This is a genomic window from Planomonospora sp. ID67723 (genome assembly GCF_015711605.1).
Classification (GTDB): domain Bacteria; phylum Actinomycetota; class Actinomycetes; order Streptosporangiales; family Streptosporangiaceae; genus Planomonospora_A.
This window is the reverse complement of sequence record NZ_JABTEZ010000002.1, coordinates 250,811-272,662: the sequence shown is the minus strand read 5'-3', so window position 1 is coordinate 272,662 and position 21,852 is coordinate 250,811. Positions and strand designations below refer to the sequence as shown.

Sequence of the window (21,852 nt, the reverse complement as noted above, 5' to 3'; positions counted from 1 at the left end):
GCACCCGGATGGCGTGCCCGTCAGGCGCGCCTGAGCAGGGCCACGAAGTAACCGACCCCGTAGGGGGCCGCGTCGTAGAGGATCTCACCGGTCAGCGGGCCGTCGGCACCGGCGCCGGCGAGGACCTGGAGCGCGGCCCTGCCCCCGGCCCAGAGCTCCGCCGCCTCGCCGGGGTCGAGGTCGGGGACCTCTCCGCGGGCGAGCGCGCGCACGATCCCGGCGTCGTACGGCTCCGCGCGGGGATCGAGGTAGCCCGGGGACTTCTCGGTCAGGCGGGCGGAGCCGTCGGCCATGATCAGCAGCGCCACCCGTCCGGCCCCGGCCGCCAACCGCTCGCCCAGCGCCGCGCACTCCCCGGGGGAGGCGTCGAACGGCACCGCGTGGAATCCGGAGGCGACCAGGCCGTGCTCGTCGAGGAGCCTGCGGCCGACCGTGAGGGAGAGCGGCAGGATGGGGACCCCCGAGCCGGCACGCACGTCCACCCCCCAAGGGGCGAGGCTTCCGGCGGCGTCCGGCCCGTAGGTCCCGGCCGTCTCGGCCCCGCCGACCACCGTGACCGCGTCGGGCGCGCAGTCCCGCAGGGCGTCCACCGCGGCGGCGCACGCCGCGCGGAGCTCGTCGAGCTCGCTCGCGGCGGCACCGGCCAGCTCGGGGATCAGCAGCGGGGGGTGCGGGCACACGGCGGCGGCGACGATCACGCCGCCAGACTAACGGAGCCTGCCCGCCGTACGGCGGCACCGGCGGCTCGGGCCGGACCGGGTCAGTAACCGCCGATCGGGGGATTGGGGGGGATGAATCCGGGAGGACCGTCGGACTGCGGGTCGCTCCGGCCGTCCGCCTCCGGCTGCTCCGCCCCCTGCCGGGAACCCTGTTTCTTCTTGCCGGAGGTCGACGTGGCGGGCTTGCCGTCCGAACCGCCCGGGTCTCCGTCGCCGGACGCCCTGGCGTCACCGGAGTCGCCGGAGTCGGGAGCGGCGTCGGAGTCGGAGTCGGGGGCACCGCCGTCGGAGCCGTTCGCGGCCTCCTCCGGCGCCTCGCCGGAGCCGTCGCCGTCGGAGCCGTCGCCCGCTCCGGGGTCCTGCTGCGCGCCCTGCGTGCCCTGCGGCGACCGGGACTCCGGGGACGCGCCGCCGTCACCCGGGCCGCCGACGAGGACGAAGACGGCACCGGCGCTCACGATGGCGGCGGTGAGGGCGGAGGCAGCGGCTATGGCCAGGCCGTGCTTGCGCCGGGGTGCGGGCTCACCGGCGGGGCCGGTGAGGATTTCGGGTTCTCTGGGCTGCTCGGGACGGCCCGGAGACGGGGGGACGTGCATGGGGAACAACTCCCTGCGGTTTTCGATGGAAACCTCCACGGTTTCCGAGGGTGCCGAACCACACTAGCCACAGTAACGAAACGCCCGCACATCAATCACAAAGGAATCACGACTTGTCATCCATTGAGAGGCTTCTACGTACTTCACGGCCGTATGTCCTAATTGGCACGTTGACCACCGCCGGGCTCGCGGGTCTCGGCATCCTGCTCACCGTGAACGCGGCCCCGGCCCCGGCTCCGTTCGTCCCCTCCGGCACCGCCGTACCGGACGGAGGGCCGATCTCCTCCGACCGGCCCGCTCCCGGCGGAGCCGCATGGAACTCGCCCGTCCCCGGACCGGCCGTCCCCGCATCCGCCGGGGACGCCGCAGACGCCGCCCCGCAGAAGGACACCGGCGGCCCGGGGCGCACCCGGGAGCCGCTCGCGCCCGCCCTCGCCCCGGGTCCGCTCCCCCGCACCGCGGCTCCGGCCCTCCCGCACGCCCGAGCCGTGCCGGAACCGCGCGGCACCGTCGCCCGGGACCGTTCCACCGCGCCTTCCCGCCCGCCCGCGTCCTCGACCGGCGGCGACGGACCCTCACAGGCGCGGAGGGCGCCCGCCCCGCGACCGCGTCCCGCGCCGGTCGCGACGGCGTCCGGCGATCCCGCCGCCCGCCCGTCGACCCCGGCCTCGCGGCAGCCGCCTCACCTGCCGAATCCGTGCGCGACCTTCGACGAGCTCCGCCGCACCTACTGCCACGCCGTACTCGACGAGCTGTTCAACCGTTGAGCACGCCCGCGGATCTAGGAGGCGGCGGAGCAGCCGGGGGTCTCCTGGCGGGCGGGAGCCGGACGGCCGATCGACGGCATGCCGAGCATGACGCCGGAGCCCTTGCCCGCAGGGGCGCCCTGACGGGCCTGCCATGCGTCACCCGCACGGGTGCGCCGGAGGCTCAGCACGGGACCGTCGGCGACCAGATGGTGCGGGGCGGCGTAGGTGACCTCGACGGTGACCATGTCCCCGGGACGCGGCGCCTCCCCGTCCGGCAGGTTCGGCGAGAAGTGCACCAGGCGGTTGTCGGGGGCCCGGCCGGACAGGCGGTGGGTCGCTTCGTCCTTGCGGCCCTCGCCCTCGGCCACCAGAACCTCCAGCACCCGGCCGACCTGCCTCTTGTTCTCCTCCCAGGAGATCTCGTTCTGCAGGGCGACGAGCCGCTCGTAGCGCTCCTGCACGACCTCCTTGGGGATCTGGCCGTCCATGGTGGCGGCCGGGGTGCCGGGGCGGATGGAGTACTGGAAGGTGAAGGCGTTGGCGAACCGCGACTGGCGCACCACCTCCAGCGTGCCCTGGAAGTCCTCCTCGGTCTCGCCGGGGAAGCCCACGATGATGTCCGTGGAGATGGCCGCGTCCGGCATCGCCGCACGGACCCGCTCGATGATGCCCAGGTAGCGCTCGGCCCGGTAGGAGCGGCGCATCGCCTTGAGGACCCGGTCGGAGCCTGACTGCAGCGGCATGTGGAGCTGGTGCATCACGTTGGGCGTCTCGGCCATCGCCGCGATGACGTCGTCGGTGAAGGCGGCCGGGTGCGGGCTGGTGAAGCGCACCCGCTCCAGGCCGTCGATCTCGCCGCAGGCCCGCAGGAGCTTGCCGAAGGCGAACCGGTCGCCGAACTCGACGCCGTAGGTGTTGACGTTCTGCCCCAGCAGGGTGATCTCCAGGACGCCCTGGTCGACCAGGGTCCTGACCTCGTTGAGGACGTCGCCGGGGCGGCGGTCCTTCTCCTTGCCGCGCAGCGCGGGCACGATGCAGAACGTGCAGGTGTTGTTGCACCCGACGGAGATCGACACCCACGCGGCGTAGGCGGACTCGCGCTTGGTCGGCAGGGTGCTGGGGAAGGTCTCCAGCGACTCCTTGATCTCGACCTGGGCCTCCTGCGCGATCCGGGCGCGTTCGAGCAGGACCGGCAGCGAGCCGATGTTGTGCGTGCCGAACACCACGTCGACCCAGGGCGCCCGGCGGACGATCTCGCCCTGGTCCTTCTGCGCGAGGCAGCCGCCCACGGCGATCTGCATGCCGGGGTTGTCCGTCTTCGCGGGACGCAGGTGGCCGAGGTTGCCGTATAGGCGGTTGTCGGCGTTCTCCCGCACGGCGCAGGTGTTGAACACGACCACGTCGGCCGTCTCCCCCTCGGTCGCGGGAACGTATCCCGCGTCCTCCAGGAGGCCCGACAGGCGCTCGGAGTCGTGCACGTTCATCTGGCACCCGTAGGTACGAACCTCGTACGTGCGGGCGCTCTCCACGGTGGCAGTCATCTCAACCAACAAGGGTAGGCGCTCCCCCGACCTCCGGGTACGGCTTCCGCGGGCCGTACGCCGGGCGACGGATCCGATACGCTTCGCGAAGGACGTCACCGCGCCGGGACACCCCGCCGGGTCACCGCGCCGGGGCTCCGCCGATCGCTGAGGTCGCCGCGGGCGCGGCGGCCGGCCCGGCGAGGGCCCTTCCGGGCCGGCCGCCGGTCCCGGGGCCGGGCCGCAACGGGGATGACCCAGCCGTTGGCCGTCCGTGATCGGATCGGTACCGCAGGGTTAGCGCGACTTGCCCTTTACAGAATTACGTTGTGATCTATGACGGAGAACGGGGACGCGACTCCTCTTGTCGTGCTTGAAGGCGTCAACAAGCACTTCGGCAGCCTCCACGTGCTGCGCGACATCAACCTGACGATCTCGCGCGGCGAGGTGCTGGTCGTCATCGGCCCCTCGGGCGGCGGCAAGTCCACGCTCTGCCGGGCCATCAACCGGCTGGAGACCATCGACGGCGGGACGATCCTGTTCGACGGGCAGCCGCTCCCCGAGGAGGGCAAGGCGCTGGCCAGGCTGAGGTCCGAGGTCGGCATGGTGTTCCAGTCCTTCAACCTGTTCGCGCACAAGACGATCCTCGAGAACGTCACGCTCGGGCCGATCAAGGTCAGGGGCATCGCCAGGGGCCAGGCCGAGCAGCGCGGCATGGAGCTGCTGGAGCGGGTCGGCATCGCCAGCCAGGCCTCGAAGTACCCCGCGCAGCTCTCCGGCGGCCAGCAGCAGCGGGTGGCCATCGCCCGCGCGCTGGCCATGGACCCCAAGATGATCCTGTTCGACGAGCCGACCTCGGCGCTGGACCCCGAGATGGTCCAGGAGGTGCTCGACGTGATGATCGGCCTGGCCCGCGACGGCATGACCATGATGGTCGTCACCCACGAGATGGGCTTCGCCCGGCGGGCCGCCAACCGCGTGGTGTTCATGGCGGAGGGGCAGATCGTCGAGGAGAACACGCCTGACGAGTTCTTCACCAACGCCCGGACCGACCGGGCCAAGGACTTCCTTTCCAAGATCCTTACGCATTGATCCCGACGAGCCGGTCCTGACGAGCAGGTCCCTCATCCAGACATTGACGAGAGACGAGGTAGCAGAATGCGCATGCGTCGTATTGGCGCCATGATGATCGCGGCGGCGGCTGCGGTGGCCGGTCTGACCGCCTGCGGTGGCGACAGCAGCGGTGGCGACGACAAGTTCGTCGTGGGAATCAAGATCGACCAGCCCGGCCTGGGGCAGAAGCAGCCCGACGGCTCCTTCAAGGGGTTCGACGTCGACGTGGCCCGTTACATCGCCAAGGAGCTCGGCTACGCGGACGACAAGCTCGAGTTCAAGGAGGCCCAGTCGGCCAACCGCGAGTCGTTCATCCAGCAGGGCCAGGTCGACATCGTGATCGCGACCTACTCGATCACCGACGACCGCAAGAAGAAGGTCGGCTTCGCCGGGCCGTACCTCGTCACCGGCCAGGACATCCTGACCCGGGCGGACGACACCTCGATCAACAACGTCGAGGACCTGAAGGGCAAGAAGGTCTGCGGCGCCCAGGGCTCCTCCTCTCCCAAGCGTCTGGCCGACAAGTTCGGCGCCGAGTGGAAGTCCCAGTTCCTCACCGAGCAGCAGGGCTACGGCGCCTGCCTGCCGCTGCTGGAGAACAAGCAGGTCGACGCGATCTCCACGGACGCCACGATCCTCGCGGGGTTCGCCACCCAGAAGCCCGGCAAGTTCCGCCTGGTCGGTCAGCCCTTCTCCGAGGAGAAGTACGGCGTGGGCGTGAAGCTTGACGACAAGGACACCCGAGAGAAGATCAACAAGGCTCTGGAGAAGATGTTCCAGGACGGCAGCTGGAAGAAGGCCGTCGACGCCAACTTCGGTGAGTTCGGCAAGTTCTTCACCACCCCGCCGACCGTCGAACGCTACTGATCAGGCCATCGACCGGCCGGGGCGCCGACGCGCCCCGGCCGGCAGCCGTGGGAGGAAATGAGTGGAGGCACTCATCGAGGAGTTCCCGGTCATCCGGGACGCCTTCTGGCTGACCATCCGGCTCACGCTGACCAGCGGGCTGGTAGCGCTGATCCTGGGGACGCTGCTCGCCGCGATGCGGGTCAGCCCGCTGCCGATCCTGCGCGGGATCGGCACCGTGTACGTGAACGCCATACGGAACACCCCGCTCACGCTGGTGATCGTGTTCTGCGGGCTGGGGCTCGGCGTGGTCCTGGACGTCTCCTTCTCCGACAGCCTGTCCACCAACTCCATGTGGCTGTCCATCATCGGCCTGTCCGCCTACACCGCGGCCTTCGTCTGCGAGTCGATCCGGGCCGGGATCAACACGGTGCCGCTGGGCCAGGCGGAGGCAGCCCGCGCCATCGGGCTCACCTTCGCCCAGAACCTGCGGCTGATCGTGCTGCCCCAGGCGTTCCGCGCGGTGATCGCCCCGCTGGGCAGCATCCTGATCGCGCTGACCAAGAACACTACGATCGCCGCCGCCATCGGCGTGGGAGAGGCCTCCCTGACGATGAAGACCCTTTTCGAGGCGCACGGTGACGCCGTCGTACCGATCTTCTTCGGGTTCGCCCTGGGATTCCTGGTGCTGACGCTGCCCGTCGGCCTGCTGTTCGGCTGGCTGGCCAAGCGGATGGCGGTGGTCCGATGACGGCGACACCGGCGCCGGTGAAGGCCGGGCGCAGGCCGGTCGCGGGCGCCGACCGCGCCACGGTCCTCTACGACGCGCCCGGGCCCCGGGCCCGCGCGCGCAATGTCGTCTACACCGTGCTGACCGTCCTCGCCGTGGTGTTCGCGCTGTATGTGATGCTCACCAAGCTGGACGAGAAGAACCAGCTCGACGCCGACCTGTGGACGCCGTTCCTGCGGGCCGACGTATGGGCCAACCTGATCCTCCCCGGCCTGGTCAACACGCTCAGCGCGGCCGTGGTCGCCGCGGTGATCGCGGTGCCGTTCGGCTTCGTCTTCGGCATCGCCCGGCTCTCCGAGCACGCCTGGATCCGCATCCCGGCCGGGGCGGTGGTGGAGTTCTTCCGCGCGATCCCGCTGCTCATCATGATCTTCACTGCCATGTTCGGCGCGAGCCTCCTCTTCGGGCTCACCGTGACGCCCTTCAGCGCGGTGGTGGTCGGCCTGGTGCTGTACAACGGCTCGGTCCTGGCGGAGATCGTGCGGGCGGGCATCCTGTCCCTCCCCCGCGGCCAGAGCGAGGCGGCGCTGGCGATCGGCCTGCGCAAGAGCCAGGTCATGCGGATGGTCCTGTTGCCGCAGGCCGTCACCGCCATGATGCCGGCGATCGTCGCCCAGCTCGTGGTGCTGCTGAAGGACACGGCGCTGGGGTTCATCGTCGCGTTCGAGGACCTGCTGAACGCGGGGGCACGGGTACTGCCTTCGAACTTCAGCAACATCATCCCCTCGGTGATCGTCATCGCCGTCATCTACATCATCATCAATCTGGCCGTCGGCGCCGTCGCCACCTGGCTGGAGCGGCGCAGCCGCCGCAGCAGGAAGACATCCGCCCGGCCCGTCGCCCGGCCGGACTCGCCGACCGCGGTCGCGGGTCCGGTGGGGGACGGCACGCCGAACCCGTGAGGCGGGGGGACGGCCGTCCTCCGCTGGACGGCCGTCCGCTCCCGATCCGTGTGCCCGCCGCCCGCACGAGATCGGCTTCATACCGGCGACACGCGGCGCGATATCGGGCAGGATTACGTCATGCCCGCAGAGCGTGATGTCCTGCCGTACGCCGCCTGGCCCTCTCCCGTCTCCACCTCCCAGGTCGCCCGTTCGGGACTGAACCTGGCCTTTCCGACCGTGCTGGGCGAGGAGGTGTGGTGGAGCGAGGACCGGCCCGCCGAAGGCGGGCGGACCACGATCATGCACCGGAGCGCCGACGGCACACGCCGTGAGCTGCTGTCGGCGCCGTGGAGTGCCAGGACCCGCGTGCACGAGTACGGCGGGCGCTCCTACGTGGTGGTTCCCGGTGAGGACCACGCCGAGGGGCCCGATGGGAGTCCCCGTGAGGGTCACAGCGAGGGCCACAGCGAGGGCCACAGTGAGGGTGCCGGCGCGAGCGTCGTCTTCGCGAACCTGGCCGACCAGCGGCTCTACCTGCTGGCTCCGGGTGCCGAGCCCAGGCCGATCACCCCGGAGCCCGAGGTCGAGGCCGGGCTCCGCTACGCCGATCTGATCGTCCACGACGGGCAGATCTGGTGCGTGCAGGAGCGGCACCACAACGGCAAGGTCAGCCGGTCGATCGTCTCCATCCCCCTGCACGGCGGCGCCGAGCCCCGCGAACGGGTCGGCGGGAGCGACTTCTACGCCTCCCTGGCGATCTCCCCCGACGGCGGGCACCTGGCCTACATCTGCTGGAACCACCCCCGCATGCCGTGGAACGGCACCGAGCTGCGGATCACCCGCCTGGCCGACGGCCACTCCTGGACCGTCAAGGGCGGTTCCACCGAGTCCGTGCTCGCCCCGCAGTGGCGCGACGACCGCAACCTCTATCTGATCTCCGACTGGTCGGGCTGGTGGAACCTCTACCAGATCGGGATGTACGGCACGTCCTCCCAGGCGCTCTACCCCGCCGAGGAGGAGTTCGCCGGTCCGCTCTGGCAGCTCGGCGGCGCGCCGTACACCGTGCTGGACGACGGACGGCTCGCGGTCCTGCACGGCCAGGGAGACCTGCGGCTGGGCATCCTCGACCCCGACGGCGGCACGCTGACCGACCTCGACGTGCCCTACGACGGCTGGTCCCCGGTGCTGGCAGCGGACGGGCGCACGATCGCCGGGATCGGGTACGGCCCGGCGGTGCCCCAGTCGGTCGTCCGGGTGGACACCGTGACCGGGAGGGTGGAGGGGCTCCGGCGCGATATCGACGAGCTGCCCGACGTCGCCTACCTGCCGGTCCCCCGGGCCGTGGAGATCCAGGGGCGGTTCGGCCGCCGGGTGCACGCCTTCGTCTACCCGCCGTCGAATCCGGAGGTCACCGGTGACGGCGCGCCGCCCTACGTCGTGTTCGCCCACGGCGGCCCGACCGGGCACAGCACGACGGCGCTCGACCTGAAGAAGGCCTTCCTCACCAGCCGGGGCATCGGCGTGATCGACGTCAACTACGGCGGCTCCACCGGCTACGGCCGCGCCTACCGCGACCGGCTGCGCGGCCAGTGGGGCGTGGTCGACGTGGAGGACTCGATCGCGGCGGCCGAGTGGCTGGCGGAGGAAGGACTGGCCGATCCGGCGCGGATCGCGATCCGGGGCGGCAGCGCCGGAGGCTGGACCGTCATGGCGGCCTGCGCGGCCTCCGACGTGTTCGCCGGCGGCGTCTCCTACTACGGGGTGAGCGCTCTCGGCCCGTTCGCCGAGGGCACCCACGACTTCGAGTCCCGCTACGTCGAGTGGCTGGTCGGACCCGAGGACCCCGTCCTGTACGGCTCCCGCGAACCCCTCGGCCAGGTCGCCGGGGTGCGCTGCCCCATGCTCCTGCTGCAGGGCCTGGCCGATCCCGTGGTCCCCCCGTCCCAGTCGCAGGCCTTCGCCGACGCGCTGGCCGAACGCGGGGTGCCCTGCACCTACCTCACGTTCGAGGGCGAGTCGCACGGCTTCCGCCGCGCCGAGACCCGCAGCGCGGCCCTGGCCACCGAGCTCGCCTTCTACCAGCAGCTCTTCCGCGTCTGAGCCCGCCTAGCGGGCGAACTCGGTGGCGCGGGACTCGCGGACGACCGTGATCCGGATCTGGCCCGGGTAGGTGAGCTCCTCCTCCACCTGCTTGGCCACGTCGCGGGCGATCACCGACGCCTGGATGTCGTCGACGGAGTCGGGCTTCACCATGACCCGGATCTCGCGGCCCGCCTGCATGGCGAAGACCTTCTCCACGCCCGTGTAGGACTGGGCGATCTCCTCCAGCCGCTCCAGCCGCTTGACGTAGGCCTCCAACGACTCGCGCCGCGCGCCCGGGCGGCCACCGCTGATCGCGTCCGCGGCCTGCGTGAGGACCGCCTCGACCGTGCGGACCTCCACCTCGTTGTGGTGCGCCTCGATCGCGTGGACCACGTCCTCGTGCTCGCCGTACCGGCGGGCGATCTCCGCGCCGATCAGCGCGTGGCTGCCCTCGACCTCGTGGGTCAGGGCCTTGCCGATGTCGTGCAGCAGCGTGCAACGCTTGAGCAGCATCTGGTCCAGCCGCAGCTCGGCGGCCATGATCCCGGCGATGTGCGCGGACTCCACGAGGTGGCCGAGCACGTTCTGGCCGTAGGAGGTGCGGTAGCGGAGCTGGCCGAGCAGGGTGATCAGCTCAGGGTGCATCTCGGTGATGCCGAGCTCCACCAAGGCGTCCTCGCCCGCGCGCACGCACAGTTCCTGGACCTCGGCCCGGCTGCGCTCGTAGGCGTCCTCGATGCGCTGCGGGTGGATGCGGCCGTCGAGGACGAGCTTCTCCAGGGTCAGCCGGGCGGTCTCACGGCGGACCGGGTCGAAGCACGACAGCAGCACCGCCTCGGGGGTGTCGTCGATGATCAGGTTGACGCCGGTCGTCGACTCGAAGGCGCGGATGTTGCGGCCCTCGCGACCGATGATGCGGCCCTTCATCTCGTCACCCGGCAGGTGCAGGACGCTAACCACGGACTCGGCGGTCTGCTCGGCGGCCACGCGCTGCACCGCCAAAGTGACGATCTTGGTGGCGCGCTTCTCGCCCTCCTTGCGGGCCTCGCTCTCGATCTCCCGGACGATCAGCGCGGCCTCGCGCTTGGCCTGGTTCTCGATCTCCCGGACGAGCTCGGACTTGGCCTGCCCGCTGGTGAGCCCGGCCACCCGCTCCAGGACGGTCCTGCGCTCCTGGGCGAGCCTGTCGAGCGCCTCGCGGCGGTCGGCCAGCTCGGTCTCGGTCTCGGCGAGCTTGCGCGCCCGCTCGGCCTGGCGCCTGGCCTCCTCGTCGAGCCGCTGCTCGCGCTCGGCCAGCCGGTTCTCCCGCCGCTCCAGATCGGAGCGGAGCTCCTTGAGCTCGTATTTGAGCACCTGGCTCTCGGCCTCGACCTCTTTGCGCAGCTGCGCGGCGCTCTCCGCGGCTGCCTCGGAGCGGCGCAGGATCGCCTCGGCCTCCTGCTCCGAACGGCGCCTGGCCTCCGCGGCCTGCTGCTCGGAGCGGCGGAAGAGCTCCCCGGCCTCCTGTTCGGCCCTGGCCCGGATCTCGACCGCCTCGCGTCTGGCCTCCTCCAGCTCACCCTGGATCTCGGCCAGCTGCTCGGAAGAGGGACCGATCGGCGTGCCCGTCATCCCTCCGGTACGGCGCAGCAGGACGACCAGCGCGGTTATCGTCACTCCGGCAAGAACCACCATTGCCCCTGCCAGCACGATCACCACAACGGGCTCCATGCGTGCCCCGCCCTCCTCGCGTCGCCGATATCGAGCACGCGAGGGTCACACGCACGGCACGAATAGTCCGAGCGGTGTCGCCACCAGGACAGATATCAACCGCGGACCGGCGCCGCGCCGGCTCCTCCCACCGGCATTCCGCCTGCCCGCGCCGCCAAGTCTGCTCGTCCGTAGTTCACCGTTATGACAATCCGCGCTGCGCGGAGTAACTCCTCACTGCCGTCGAGATTAAGCGTCAAAGTGGTCACGGGCAAGGCACGAAAGCCCCACGAACGCACGCGTTGGGACCGCACTATGGCGAGTCGAGCGGATAATCCGGCTCCTCCGGAAACACCGCGCTCTGCGGCTCCTCGCTCTCCAGGGCCTCACGGATGACACGGAAGGCCAGTCCGGGCCCGTATCCCTTGCGGGCGAGCATGCCCGCGAGCCTGCGCGTCCTGGCGGCCGGTTCCAGCCCCCGGGTGGAGGAGAGCCTGCGGGCCACGAGCCTGCGGGCGGTCTCCGCCTCCTCCTCGGGGTCGAGTTGCTCGACCGCCTCCTTGACCGTGTCCTCCTCGACGCCGCGCCGCCGGAGCTCCGAGGCCAGCGCCCGCCGGGCCAGTCCCTTCCCTGCATGGCGCGAGCTCACCCACGCGGCGGCGAACGCCTCATCGTCGATCAACCCGACCTCGGAGAACCGCTCCAGCACGGCCTCGGCCGCCTCCTCGGGCACCTCTCGCCTGCGCAGCGCCTCCGCGAGCTGGGCTCGGGTGCGCGGCGCCATGGTCAGCAGCCGCAGGCAGATCGCCCTCGCCACCGCCTGCGGATCGGCCTCGGGCCCCCGGCTCGCCGGAGACCCCTCCACCGGCCCGTCGGGCAGGAAGCCCCCGGACCTTCCTCCGGAGGCCCGTCGGGAGGTTCCCCTGGACGGTCTCGCGGAGTTCTCCCCGGGTATGTTCCCGGCGTCGTCTCCGGACGGCTCCTCCGGGCCCTCCCCGGCCGCGCCTCCGGGACGGCGCCATGCCGAACCGGCCGCGTCGCCCTTCGAGCGCTCGGCGGCACGCCGTGAACCGCGGCGTCGCGCGCCGCCGGGAACATCCTCCGCACCGCCCTCCGGCCCGGAGCCCTCCCGCGGTCCAGAACCACCGCCGGAGCCCGCTCCGGCGGTGAACGCCTCCCACGCCCCCGGGCGATCGCCCCGCGAACGGCTCGGCCGGTCGCCCCGGCCGGAGGTTCCGGACTCGGGCAGATCGGGCCAGGCACCCCAGTCTCGCGACCCGGCCGCGTCGGCCGGACCGGAGTCAGGTCCCTTCACCACCGATCACCCGGATCAGACGTCGCCCGGCTTGGGGGCGGCAGCCGCCTTGGAACCACGGCCCGAGGCGGCGGGAGCGGCCGGAGCCGCCGGGGCGGCGGCGGGCGGCGGGGAGACGGGTGCGTCGACGCGGGGGCCGACGCCGAGCTTCTCCTTGATCTTCTTCTCGATCTCGTTCGCCATGTCCGGGTGGTTGCGCAGGAAGTTGCGAGCGTTCTCCTTGCCCTGGCCGAGCTGGTCGCCCTCGTAGGTGTACCAGGCGCCGGACTTGCGGACGAAGCCGTGCTCGACGCCCATGTCGATCAGGCCGCCCTCACGGGAGATGCCGACGCCGTAGAGGATGTCGAAGTCGGCCACGCGGAAGGGCGGGGCCATCTTGTTCTTGACGACCTTCACCCTGGTGCGGTTGCCGACCGCCTCGGTGCCGTCCTTCAGCGTCTCGATGCGGCGGATGTCGAGGCGGACCGAGGCGTAGAACTTCAGCGCCTTTCCACCGGTCGTCGTCTCGGGCGAGCCGAACATGACGCCGATCTTCTCGCGGAGCTGGTTGATGAAGATCGCGGTGGTGCCGGTGTTGTTGAGCGCGCCGGCGACCTTGCGCAGGGCCTGGGACATCAGGCGGGCCTGGAGACCGACGTGGCTGTCGCCCATCTCGCCCTCGATCTCGGCCTTCGGCACCAGGGCCGCGACCGAGTCGATGACCAGCAGGTCGACGGCGCCGGACCGGATCAGCATGTCGGCGATCTCCAGCGCCTGCTCACCGGTGTCGGGCTGGGAGACCAGCAGCGCGTCGGTGTCGACGCCCAGCTTCTTGGCGTATTCCGGGTCGAGGGCGTGCTCGGCGTCGATGAACGCGGCGATGCCGCCGCCGCGCTGGGCGTTGGCCACCGCGTGCAGGGCGACGGTGGTCTTGCCGGAGGACTCCGGACCATAGACCTCGACGATGCGGCCACGCGGGAACCCGCCGATGCCGAGGGCGACGTCGAGCGCGATGGAACCGGTCGGGATCACTTCGATGGGCGCACGGGTCTCGTCGCCGAGACGCATGACGGAGCCCTTGCCGAACTGCCGCTCGATCTGAGCGAGCGCGGTCTCGAGCGCCTTCTCGCGGTCGTTAGCTGCCATTGGGAGCCCCCTGGAGGGTTGCGGGTCGAATCGGTGTTGCCAGAAAGCTACGGGGTGCCACCGACATTTTCCGGAGAGCACGCCACGAGGGATGGCACGTTCAATATAGCCGAACGACTGTTCGATCGCGGCTCAACGGCACCGCGCGTCTCGGCGCCCCCGGGGCCGGACGGCGTACGGCCCCGGCCTGCGAGACGACATTTGCGGGCATTCCGTCGAACCTGGTGTCACCGGGCTGACCTGTGGGAATGCTGGGGCCGAAACAATTTCGAGGTGACTCCGAGGTGACAACGACGTGACCGACACGTTCACCCAGCAACGGTTGACCCATCTCGAGTCCCTGGCCGCCGAGCTGCCCGACCGGGGGATGGTCAGCCGGATGCTGGGAGGCGACGACCCCGTGCTGTGGGTCTGGCACCCGAGCTCCGGCAAGCAGACGATCGTCTTCGCCACACCGGCCAAGGAGGGCTGGCTCTACCTGTGGTCCCCCGACGGCCAGGAGGGCACCGCCCATCCCGCCCAGGTGGCCGAGTCCGTCAAACAGCTCCTGGCCGGCGCCCCGGTCCCCTGAGCCCGGCGGGGCGCGTCCCGGCGCGGATGCCGCGCACCGGACCTCCCCCGGACCTCCCCCTCCCCGGACGCCGCACCCCGGGGCGATCGCCCGCCCCAGCGCACCTGCCCCAGCGCACCTGCCTCAGCGCAGCCGGGCGGCCACGTCCGTCACCCCGCACACCGCGTGCCAGACCTCCTTGGCCGCGACACCGTCGGCCAGCGCCTGGATCACGGTCCGCCCGCCCAGGTCGGCGATGACGTAGTCGCGGGCCCACGACTCGGCGTAGGAGTCGCCGAAGTGGAGCTTCATCCGCTTCCAGAACTCTGACAGACGCATGCCCCCAGTATGGGGCCCCCTGACCGTGCGCACCCCCGGGCGCGTCCCCGGCAGGCGGACGCGAGCCGCCCGCCGGGAGCCCTCCCGCGGCCATGGGGCGCAAGGCCGTGCGCACCACGACCGTCACGGACCCCGGCCGTCACGGACGCGTTCTGGGCCTGGAAGTCTCCGCCACGGCGGGTGAGACTCGGGGCATGGTGAAACTCCCCCTCATCGGCGTCCTGCTCGCCTCGGCGCTCAAGCTCACCCCCGCGGAGAAGGCCGGACGCAGGGCCAGGCGCCGCGAGTTCCTCAAGAACCTGCGCCTCGCCGTGCAGAAGGAGAAGGCCGAGCGCTCCGAGCGGCACGCCGCACAGGCCCGGCAGCCGCGCGAGGGCAGGCCCCGCACCCGCCGCCCCTCCCGGCGCTGACCGTCCGGCCGCCCGCGGCGGCTCCCCGGGCCTCCCCGCAGGTTCCTCCCCGGCGAGGAGCGCGAGACGGCGGGGCGAGCGCGTCAGAGCACGCGGGAGCCGTACATCTCGCCGAGCGGGTCGGCGAGCAGTTCCAGCCGGGTCCCGTCGGGGTCTCGGAAGTAGATCGAGGCGCCGCTCTCGATCCGGTGCGGCACGCCCGCGGCCTCCAGCTTGCCCCGCAACCGTTCCCAGGTCGCCGGGTCCACCGAGATGGCGATGTGGTGGAGCCCGCCGAGGACCTCCCGGTAAGGGGTCAGGTCCAGGCCGGGGAAGTCGAAGAAGGCCAGCAGGTTGCCGTTGCCGATGTCGAAGAAGAAGTGGTTGGAGCCCCGGTAGTCGCGGTTCTCGAAGATCTCCGTGAGGGGGAACTCCAGCAGCCCCTGGTAGAAGGCGATCGTCCTCTCGACGTCGGAGGAGATCAGGGCGAAGTGGTGCAGACCCCTCGCGCTGCTCGGCGGGCGGTGCGCCCGCAGGTGCTCCGCCCTGATCCGCTCGCGTGCCGTCTCGATGGCCGGGTAGTCGATGCTCATGGCTGCCCACCGCTCAGTATGCCGACGTTCGTCTGAGCTATCTCCCTGGCCGCGGTCGTCCAACCTGTCCGTGCCGTCACGCCATGGTGTCGAGGATCTCCTTCACGATCTCCATGGACGTGTCCGGGTGCAGGAACGCGAACCTGGCGACGGTCTCACCCTCCCAGCCGGTCGGCGTGACGAAGCCGATCTGCCCGGCGAGCAGCCGCTCGGACCAGTCGTGGTAGTCCCGGCTCGTCCAGCCGGCGCGGCGGAACAGCACCGCCGACAGCTCCGGCTCGCGGATCAGCTCCAGGTGCCCGGTGCGGTCGATCAGGGCCGCGGTCTCGCGGGCGAGCCGCAGGCCCTTCTCGATGGCCTCGGTGTAGGCGTCGGTGCCGTTCACCGCCAGGGAGAACCACAGGGGCAGCCCCCGGGCGCGCCGGGTCAGGTGGTAGGCGTAGTCGGTGGGGTTCCACTCGTCGCCCTCGGTGTGCAGGACGTCGAGATACGAGGCGTCCTGGGTGTGCACGGCCCGCGCCAGGCGGGGCTCGCGGTAGAGCAGGGCGGCGCAGTCGAAGGGCGCGAACAGCCACTTGTGCGGGTCCACGACGAAGGAGTCGGCGTGCTCGATTCCGGCGTAGCGGTGGCGGATCGAGGGGGCGAACAGCCCCGCGCCGCCGTACGCGCCGTCCACGTGGAACCAGAGGCCGCGTTCGCGGGCCACCTCGGCGACCCCGGCCAGGTCGTCGATGATGCCGGCGTTGGTGGTGCCGGAGGTGGCGACCACGGCGATCACGTTCGACGGGTCGGGGTCGGCCGCCAGGGCGGCGCGCAGGGACTCGCCGGTGAGGCGGTGGTCCCGCGAGGGCACGACGAGGGCGTCCACGTCGATGATGCGCAGGGTGTTGGAGATCGAGGAGTGCGCCTGGTCGCTGACCGCGACGCGCAGGCGGCCCTCGGGAACCCTGCGCCGGGCGGTGTCGCGGGCGACGACGAGCGCGGACAGGTTGCCCGCCGAACCGCCGGAGACGAAGCAGCCGCCCGCGCCCTCGGGCAGCCCGGCCCGGTCCGCGAGCAGGCGCAGCACCTGGTTCTCCGCGGCGATCGCGCCGGAGGCCTCCAGCCAGGAGATGCCCTGGAGCGAGGCGCAGGAGACGACCATGTCGAACAGCAGGGCGGCCTTGGTCGGGGCCGCCGGGATGAAGGAGAGGAACCGGGGACTGTCGGCGGAGATGACCGCCGGGGCCAGCTGGGTGGCGTACAACTCCAGGACCTTCTCCGGGTCGGTGCCCCCGGGACCGATGGCCCCGGCCAGGGCTGCCTCGAGCTTGTCCTTCACCCCGGGGTTGTCGAGGGGGACGGGGTCGAGGGAGAGCCGGTCCTTCATGTAGTCGAAGACCAGGCTCGTCAGGCGCTCGTCGTAACTGTGCACCAGAGAAGTATGCGGACAAAACACTTAAACCAGACATAGACATTATGGACACCTCTCATAGGTGTTTTCTACCTTCCCGTACGGCTCCCGCCCGGCGCGGATTCTGTCGGTGGCGCGGTGCACCATGGAACGGTGACCGGATCAGCGCTCGACCACTTCACCCCGGTGACCCGGCAGTGGTTCACCGGGGCCTTCGCCGCGCCCACCGCCGCCCAGGAGGGGGCGTGGACCTCGATCGCCCGGGGCGACAACACCCTGGTGGTCGCGCCGACCGGGTCGGGCAAGACACTGGCGGCCTTCCTCTGGTCGCTCGACCGGCTGGCCGCCGAGCAGATGGAGCCCGCCGGGCCGGAGGAGCCGGCCGGACGGGGGAGGGCCGCGGGGACCGCCGGTCGCGTGGACGGCCGCAGGCGGGTGAAGGGCCGCGCGGGCGCGAAGGACGACGAGCGGACGGAGCGGTGCCGCGTTCTCTACGTCTCGCCGCTCAAGGCCCTGGCGGTGGACGTCGAGCGCAACCTGCGCGCCCCCCTGACCGGGCTGCGGCAGACCTCCCGGCTGCTCGGGCTGCCCGAGCCGGTGATCTCTGTGGCGATCCGGTCGGGCGACACCTCCGCCGAGGAGCGGCGCAGGTTCGCCGCCCGGCCCTCCGACATCCTCATCACCACTCCGGAGTCGCTTTTCCTGCTGCTGACGAGCCAGGCCCGCGAGGCGCTGCGCGGCGTGGAGACCGTGATCGTCGACGAGGTGCACGCGGTGGCCTCCACCAAGCGCGGCGCGCACCTGGCGCTCAGCCTGGAGCGGCTCGACGCCCTGCTGCCCCGGCCCGCCCAGCGCATCGGCCTCTCGGCGACCGTGCGGCCGGTGAGCGAGGTGGCCGAGTTCCTCGGCGGACCGCGCCCGGCGGTCGTGGTGCAGCCGCCGTCGGAGAAAGTGATCGAGGTCGAGGTCGTCGTCCCGGTCGAGGACATGACCGAGCTCGACAGCGCCCCCCGCCCCCGCCAGGACGACGACGCGTGGCTGACCGAGCAGCCGGCCCGGCGGTCCATCTGGCCCCACGTCGAGGAACGGCTCCTGGACCTGATCGGCGAGCACGACTCGACGATCGTGTTCGCCAACTCCCGGCGGCTGGCCGAGCGGCTGTGCACCCGCCTCAACGAGCTGGCCTGGGAACGGCGTGCCGGGGAGGGCGCGACCGGGCCCGGCGGCGATCCCGGACGGAGCGGCGCGGAGGGCGGCCACGCCGGGTGGGAGGGCGCGCCGGACCGCGGGGATTCCGGGGCGCCGGTCCACTGGGCGGAGGGCTTCCCCCCGCCTCCCGCCTCGGTCTCCACCCCGGCCGCGATGATGGCCCAGGCCGGGGCGAGCCGGGGGGCGGTCCCGGAGGTCGTGCGGGCGCACCACGGATCGGTCTCCAAGGAGGAGCGGTCCCAGATCGAGGAGGCGCTCAAGTCGGGGCGGCTGCCCGCCGTGGTGGCCACCTCCAGCCTGGAGCTCGGCATCGACATGGGCGCGGTCGACCTGGTGGCCTGCGTGGAGGCGCCGCCGAGCGTGGCCAGCGGCCTGCAGCGGATCGGCCGGGCCGGGCACCAGGTGGGCGCGGTCTCCCGCGGCGTGATCTTCCCCAAGTACCGCGGCGACCTGGTCCAGACGGCGGTGGTGGCCGAGCGGATGAAGCGGGGCGAGATCGAGGAGCTGCGCTACCCCCGCAACCCGCTCGACGTGCTCGCCCAGCAGATCGTCGCGATGACCGCGCTGGACGAGTGGACCGTCGACGAGCTGGAGACCGTGGTCCGCCGCGCCGCGCCGTACCGCACGCTGCCCCGCAGCGCGCTGGAGGCGACGCTCGACATGCTCGCCGGGCGCTACCCGAGCGAGGAGTTCGCCGAACTGCGCCCGCGCATCGTCTGGGACCGGGTCACGAGGGTGCTCCAGGGGCGTCCCGGGGCTCAGCGGCTGGCCGTGACCAGCGGCGGCACCATCCCCGACCGGGGGTTGTTCGGCGTCTTCCTCGCCGGGGAGAAGGCCTCGCGGGTGGGCGAGCTGGACGAGGAGATGGTCTACGAGTCCCGCGCCGGGGACGTCTTCGTGCTCGGCGCGACCTCCTGGCGGATCGAGGACATCACCGCCGACCGGGTGCTGGTCTCCCCCGCCCCCGGACGGCCGGGCAAGCTGCCCTTCTGGCACGGTGACACGCCGGGCCGCCCGGCCGAGCTGGGCCGGGCGATCGGCGCCTTCCTCCGCGAGCTGTCGGAGGCGGGCACCGGTCCCGGCGGCGAGGCGGCGCTGGCACGGGTCAGGGCCGCGGGCCTGGACGGGTTCGCCGCGGCCAACCTGCTCTCCTACCTGGCCGAGCAGCACGAGGCCACCGGATACGTCCCGGACGACCGCACGCTGCTGGTCGAACGCTTCCACGACGAGCTGGGCGACTGGCGGGTCGTCGTGCACTCGCCGTACGGCGCGCGCGTGCACGCCCCGTGGGCGCTGGCGATCGGGCGGCGGCTGCGCGAGCGCTACGGCGTCGACGTGCAGGCCGTGCACTCCGACGACGGCATCGTGCTGCGCATCCCCGACACCCTGTCGGACCCGCCGTCGGACGTCGCGGTCTTCGAGGCCGAGGAGATCGAGCGGATCGTCACCGAGGAGCTCGGCGGCTCGGCGCTGTTCGCGGCCCGCTTCCGTGAGTGCGCCGGCCGGTCCCTGCTGCTGCCGCGCCGCTCGCCGGGCAGGCGGACGCCGCTCTGGCAGCAGCGGCAGCGGGCCTCGCACCTGCTGGGCGTCGCCGCCCGGTACGGCTCGTTCCCGGTCGTGCTGGAGACGATGCGCGAGTGCCTGCAGGACGTGTTCGACGTGCCGGGGCTGGTCCGGTTGATGCGGGACATCGCGGCGCGGAGGGTGCGGCTGGTCGAGGTGGAGACCTCCCAGGCCTCGCCGTTCGCGGCGTCCCTGCTGTTCAACTACATCGGCGCGTTCATGTACGAGGGGGACGCCCCGCTGGCCGAGCGCCGCGCCCAGGCGCTCGCGCTCGACACGAGCCTGCTGGCCGAGCTGCTCGGCCAGGCCGACCTGCGTGAGCTGCTCGACCCCGACGTGATCGCCGACACCGAGCGCGAGCTGGCCCGGCTGGACCGGCCGCTCCGCGACGCCGAGGACCTCGCCGACCTGCTCCGCTCCCACGGCCCCCTGCTCGCCGAGGACGTGAGCCTGCGCGAGGGCGATCCGGCGTGGCTGGCCGGTCTGGAGGCGGCCCGGCGCGCGATCCGGGTGCGGGTGGCCGGGCAGGAGCAGTGGGCCGCGATCGAGGACGCCGCCCGGCTGCGCGACGCGCTCGGCGTGCCGCCCCCGGTGGGCGTGCCGCACGTGTTCCTGGAGCCGGTGGACGACCCGCTCGGCGACCTGCTGGCCAGGCACGCCCGCACGCGCACCCCCTTCCCCGCGAGCACGGCCGCCGCCCGCTTCGGCCTCGGCCCGGCCGTCGTCGCCGACGCGCTGCGCAGGCTGGCCGCCTCCGGCCGGGTGGTGAGCGGCGAGTTCCGGCCCGGCGGCCGGGGCGAGGAGTGGTGCGACGCCGGGGTGCTGCGGATGTTGCGCCGCAGGTCCCTGGCCCGGCTCCGCAAGGAGGTGGAACCGGTCCCCGCCGAGACGCTGGCCGCCTTCTCGCCCGCCTGGCACGGCATCACCGGTGCGCCGCGCGCGGGCAGACCGCCGATCGACGCCCTGGTGGACGCCGTCGAGCGGCTCCAAGGCGCGGCGGTGCCCGCCTCGGCGCTGGAGACGCTGGTCCTGCCCTCGCGCGTGCCCGGCTACGACCCGTCCCTGCTCGACGAGCTGACCTCCTCCGGCGAGGTCGTCTGGGCCGGCCAGGGGTCGCTGCCCGGCGGGGACGGCTGGCTGTCCCTCTACTTCGCCGACACCGCCCCGCTGCTGCTGCCCGACCCGCTGGAGATCACCATGACTCCGGTGCACCAGGCGGTCCTGGAGGCCCTCGGCGGCGGGGGCGCCCTGTTCTTCCGCGAGCTGGGCACCCGCGTCGGCGCGGTCCTCGCCGCCTCCCGCTTCCCGGGGCCCGGCGAGGGAGCGCCCGTCGGCGGGGGGACGGCCGGGCGGGCGATCCCGGACCCCGGTGGCGCGACGCCCCCGGCGGGCGGGAGGAGACCCGCGGTTCCGGCAGGTGCGGCCCCCGACGACGCGACGCTCGTGGCGGCGGTGTGGGACCTGGTGTGGGCGGGGCGGATCACCGGCGACACGCTGGCCCCGCTCCGTGCGACGCTCGGCACGGGACGGCCCGCACACCGTCCCGCCTCCACCCGCAGACGCCGGGCCGTGCTGCCCACCCGGAGCGGCCCTCCGACCGTGGGCGGGCGCTGGTGGCTGCTGCCCCCGCCCGCCGAGGACGCCACCCAGCGCGCCCACGCCCAGGCGGAGGTGCTGCTGGAGCGGCACGGCGTGGTGACCAGGGGCGCGGTCACGGCCGAGCGGCTGCCGGGTGGGTTCGCCGCCGTCTACCAGGTGCTGCGCGCGTTCGAGGAGAGCGGCCGGTGCCGTCGCGGTTACTTCGTCGAGGGTCTGGGCGGGGCCCAGTTCGCGCTGCCGGGGGCCGTCGACCGCATGCGGGCGACCGCGCCGCCGCCGCCCGAGCCGGATCCGTGGAGCACCCCTCGTCCTCCCGCCCCCGGCACGGCCCCGTGGGAGGCCCCCCGCCTCCCCGCCCCGGGGGCCGCGGGCCTGCGGCACGCCCGGGGCGGCGCGGTCCGGCGAGCCGTGGTGCTGGCGGCGGCGGACCCGGCCAACCCGTACGGCGCGGCGCTGCCCTGGCCCGCCCACCCCGGGGACGTGTCCCACAAACCCGGAAGGAAGGCGGGAGCGCTGGTGGTGCTGGTCGACGGCCACCTGGTCCTGTACGTCGAGCGCGGCGGCAGGACGCTGCTGTCCTTCACCGACGACGACCGCCTCCAGCCCGCGGTGGACGCGCTCGCGCTGGCCGTGCGCGACGGCGCACTGGGGAAGCTGACGGTGGAGCGGGCCGACGGCGCCGCCGTCGGCGACTCCCCGCTCGCCGCCGCCCTGGAGGCCGCGGGTTTCCACCCGACCCCGAGGGGCCTGCGCCTGCGGGCCTGACCGCCGCGCGCCCCGGCGCGCCAC

Annotated in this window: 18 protein-coding genes; 9 read left to right on the top strand and 9 right to left on the bottom strand. The window is 72.6% G+C overall.

Annotated elements, in window-relative coordinates:
• Window positions 1-20: 20 nt before the first annotated feature.
• Both HS041_RS13915 and HS041_RS13910 read right to left on the bottom strand, forming a co-directional pair.
• Window positions 21-698 carry a class III extradiol dioxygenase subunit B-like domain-containing protein gene (locus HS041_RS13915; RefSeq protein ID WP_196441108.1) on the bottom strand — a complete coding sequence of 226 codons (678 nt, stop codon included), beginning with the start codon at window positions 696-698 and terminating at the stop codon, window positions 21-23.
• Window positions 699-760: 62 nt separating this feature from the next.
• Complete coding sequence (locus tag HS041_RS13910) at window positions 761-1,315, bottom strand: hypothetical protein (RefSeq protein WP_196441107.1); 555 nt, start codon at window positions 1,313-1,315, stop codon at window positions 761-763.
• A gap of 170 nt (window positions 1,316-1,485) precedes the next feature.
• Here HS041_RS13910 and HS041_RS13905 point away from each other — a divergent pair, with 170 nt between their 5' ends.
• Window positions 1,486-2,082 (top strand): hypothetical protein, encoded by a 597-nt coding sequence (locus tag HS041_RS13905; RefSeq protein WP_196441106.1) that lies wholly within the window; start codon window positions 1,486-1,488, stop codon window positions 2,080-2,082.
• 14 nt (window positions 2,083-2,096) lie between these two features.
• On the opposite strand, the gene miaB is transcribed toward HS041_RS13905, so the two are convergent.
• Complete coding sequence (miaB, locus tag HS041_RS13900) at window positions 2,097-3,605, bottom strand: tRNA (N6-isopentenyl adenosine(37)-C2)-methylthiotransferase MiaB (protein WP_196441105.1); 1,509 nt, start codon at window positions 3,603-3,605, stop codon at window positions 2,097-2,099.
• Between the two features lie 315 nt (window positions 3,606-3,920).
• Here miaB and HS041_RS13895 point away from each other — a divergent pair, with 315 nt between their 5' ends.
• From HS041_RS13895 to HS041_RS13875, 5 genes are all read left to right on the top strand, one after another.
• Complete coding sequence (locus HS041_RS13895) at window positions 3,921-4,676, top strand: amino acid ABC transporter ATP-binding protein (RefSeq protein ID WP_196441104.1); 756 nt, start codon at window positions 3,921-3,923, stop codon at window positions 4,674-4,676.
• A 66-nt stretch (window positions 4,677-4,742) separates the two neighbouring features.
• On the top strand, window positions 4,743-5,564 hold the full coding sequence (locus tag HS041_RS13890; RefSeq protein ID WP_196441103.1) for a glutamate ABC transporter substrate-binding protein: 822 nt from the start codon (window positions 4,743-4,745) through the stop codon (window positions 5,562-5,564).
• 61 nt (window positions 5,565-5,625) lie between these two features.
• Entirely contained in the window at window positions 5,626-6,294 is a 669-nt protein-coding gene (locus HS041_RS13885) for an amino acid ABC transporter permease (protein WP_196441102.1), read from the top strand.
• A complete protein-coding gene (locus tag HS041_RS13880) occupies window positions 6,291-7,235 on the top strand; it encodes an amino acid ABC transporter permease (RefSeq protein ID WP_196441101.1) in 945 nt (314 codons plus the stop codon). The genes HS041_RS13885 and HS041_RS13880 overlap by 4 nt, the downstream gene beginning before the upstream one ends.
• Window positions 7,236-7,355: 120 nt before the next feature.
• The gene (locus HS041_RS13875) at window positions 7,356-9,317 is read left to right on the top strand and encodes a S9 family peptidase (protein ID WP_196441100.1); all 1,962 of its coding nucleotides are present in this window, start codon (window positions 7,356-7,358) and stop codon (window positions 9,315-9,317) included.
• 6 nt (window positions 9,318-9,323) lie between these two features.
• On the opposite strand, the gene rny is transcribed toward HS041_RS13875, so the two are convergent.
• The 3 genes from rny to recA form a co-directional block, all read right to left on the bottom strand.
• On the bottom strand, window positions 9,324-11,009 hold the full coding sequence (gene rny, locus HS041_RS13870; RefSeq protein WP_196441099.1) for a ribonuclease Y: 1,686 nt from the start codon (window positions 11,007-11,009) through the stop codon (window positions 9,324-9,326).
• Between the two features lie 292 nt (window positions 11,010-11,301).
• Window positions 11,302-11,868 carry a recombination regulator RecX gene (recX, locus tag HS041_RS13865; protein ID WP_230879214.1) on the bottom strand — a complete coding sequence of 189 codons (567 nt, stop codon included), beginning with the start codon at window positions 11,866-11,868 and terminating at the stop codon, window positions 11,302-11,304.
• Window positions 11,869-12,318: 450 nt separating this feature from the next.
• Window positions 12,319-13,428 (bottom strand): recombinase RecA, encoded by a 1,110-nt coding sequence (recA, locus tag HS041_RS13860; protein WP_196441098.1) that lies wholly within the window; start codon window positions 13,426-13,428, stop codon window positions 12,319-12,321.
• Between the two features lie 295 nt (window positions 13,429-13,723).
• Between recA and HS041_RS13855 the strand changes: the two genes are divergently transcribed.
• Window positions 13,724-13,999 (top strand): hypothetical protein, encoded by a 276-nt coding sequence (locus tag HS041_RS13855; RefSeq protein WP_196441097.1) that lies wholly within the window; start codon window positions 13,724-13,726, stop codon window positions 13,997-13,999.
• 123 nt (window positions 14,000-14,122) lie between these two features.
• Here HS041_RS13855 and HS041_RS13850 read toward each other — a convergent pair whose 3' ends face one another.
• Complete coding sequence (locus HS041_RS13850; RefSeq protein ID WP_196441096.1) at window positions 14,123-14,317, bottom strand: DUF3046 domain-containing protein; 195 nt, start codon at window positions 14,315-14,317, stop codon at window positions 14,123-14,125.
• Window positions 14,318-14,511: 194 nt separating this feature from the next.
• Between HS041_RS13850 and HS041_RS13845 the strand changes: the two genes are divergently transcribed.
• Window positions 14,512-14,727, top strand: a complete 216-nt coding sequence (locus HS041_RS13845; protein WP_196441095.1) for a hypothetical protein — start codon at window positions 14,512-14,514, stop codon at window positions 14,725-14,727.
• Window positions 14,728-14,810: 83 nt separating this feature from the next.
• Here the strand turns inward: HS041_RS13845 and HS041_RS13840 are convergent, their stop codons facing one another.
• Both HS041_RS13840 and HS041_RS13835 read right to left on the bottom strand, forming a co-directional pair.
• Complete coding sequence (locus HS041_RS13840; RefSeq protein ID WP_196441094.1) at window positions 14,811-15,299, bottom strand: VOC family protein; 489 nt, start codon at window positions 15,297-15,299, stop codon at window positions 14,811-14,813.
• A 76-nt stretch (window positions 15,300-15,375) separates the two neighbouring features.
• Entirely contained in the window at window positions 15,376-16,713 is a 1,338-nt protein-coding gene (locus HS041_RS13835; RefSeq protein ID WP_196441093.1) for a pyridoxal phosphate-dependent decarboxylase family protein, read from the bottom strand.
• A 132-nt stretch (window positions 16,714-16,845) separates the two neighbouring features.
• On the opposite strand from HS041_RS13835, the gene HS041_RS13830 reads away from it, so the two are divergent.
• Window positions 16,846-21,828, top strand: a complete 4,983-nt coding sequence (locus HS041_RS13830; protein ID WP_196441092.1) for an Lhr family helicase — start codon at window positions 16,846-16,848, stop codon at window positions 21,826-21,828.
• The last annotated feature ends 24 nt before the right edge of the window (window positions 21,829-21,852 follow it).

Bases quoted from the DNA above. Each gene is read 5' to 3' on its own strand.
- HS041_RS13910 (WP_196441107.1), bottom strand. From the start codon at position 1,315: ATGCACGTCCCCCCGTCTCCGGGCCGTCCCGAGCAGCCCAGAGAACCC.
- miaB (WP_196441105.1), bottom strand. From the start codon at position 3,605: ATGACTGCCACCGTGGAGAGCGCCCGCACGTACGAGGTTCGTACCTAC.
- HS041_RS13895 (WP_196441104.1), top strand. From the start codon at position 3,921: ATGACGGAGAACGGGGACGCGACTCCTCTTGTCGTGCTTGAAGGCGTC.
- HS041_RS13890 (WP_196441103.1), top strand. From the start codon at position 4,743: ATGCGCATGCGTCGTATTGGCGCCATGATGATCGCGGCGGCGGCTGCG.
- HS041_RS13880 (WP_196441101.1), top strand. From the start codon at position 6,291: ATGACGGCGACACCGGCGCCGGTGAAGGCCGGGCGCAGGCCGGTCGCG.
- HS041_RS13875 (WP_196441100.1), top strand. From the start codon at position 7,356: ATGCCCGCAGAGCGTGATGTCCTGCCGTACGCCGCCTGGCCCTCTCCC.
- rny (WP_196441099.1), bottom strand. From the start codon at position 11,009: ATGGAGCCCGTTGTGGTGATCGTGCTGGCAGGGGCAATGGTGGTTCTT.
- recA (WP_196441098.1), bottom strand. From the start codon at position 13,428: ATGGCAGCTAACGACCGCGAGAAGGCGCTCGAGACCGCGCTCGCTCAG.
- HS041_RS13850 (WP_196441096.1), bottom strand. From the start codon at position 14,317: ATGCGTCTGTCAGAGTTCTGGAAGCGGATGAAGCTCCACTTCGGCGAC.
- HS041_RS13845 (WP_196441095.1), top strand. From the start codon at position 14,512: ATGGTGAAACTCCCCCTCATCGGCGTCCTGCTCGCCTCGGCGCTCAAG.
- HS041_RS13840 (WP_196441094.1), bottom strand. From the start codon at position 15,299: ATGAGCATCGACTACCCGGCCATCGAGACGGCACGCGAGCGGATCAGG.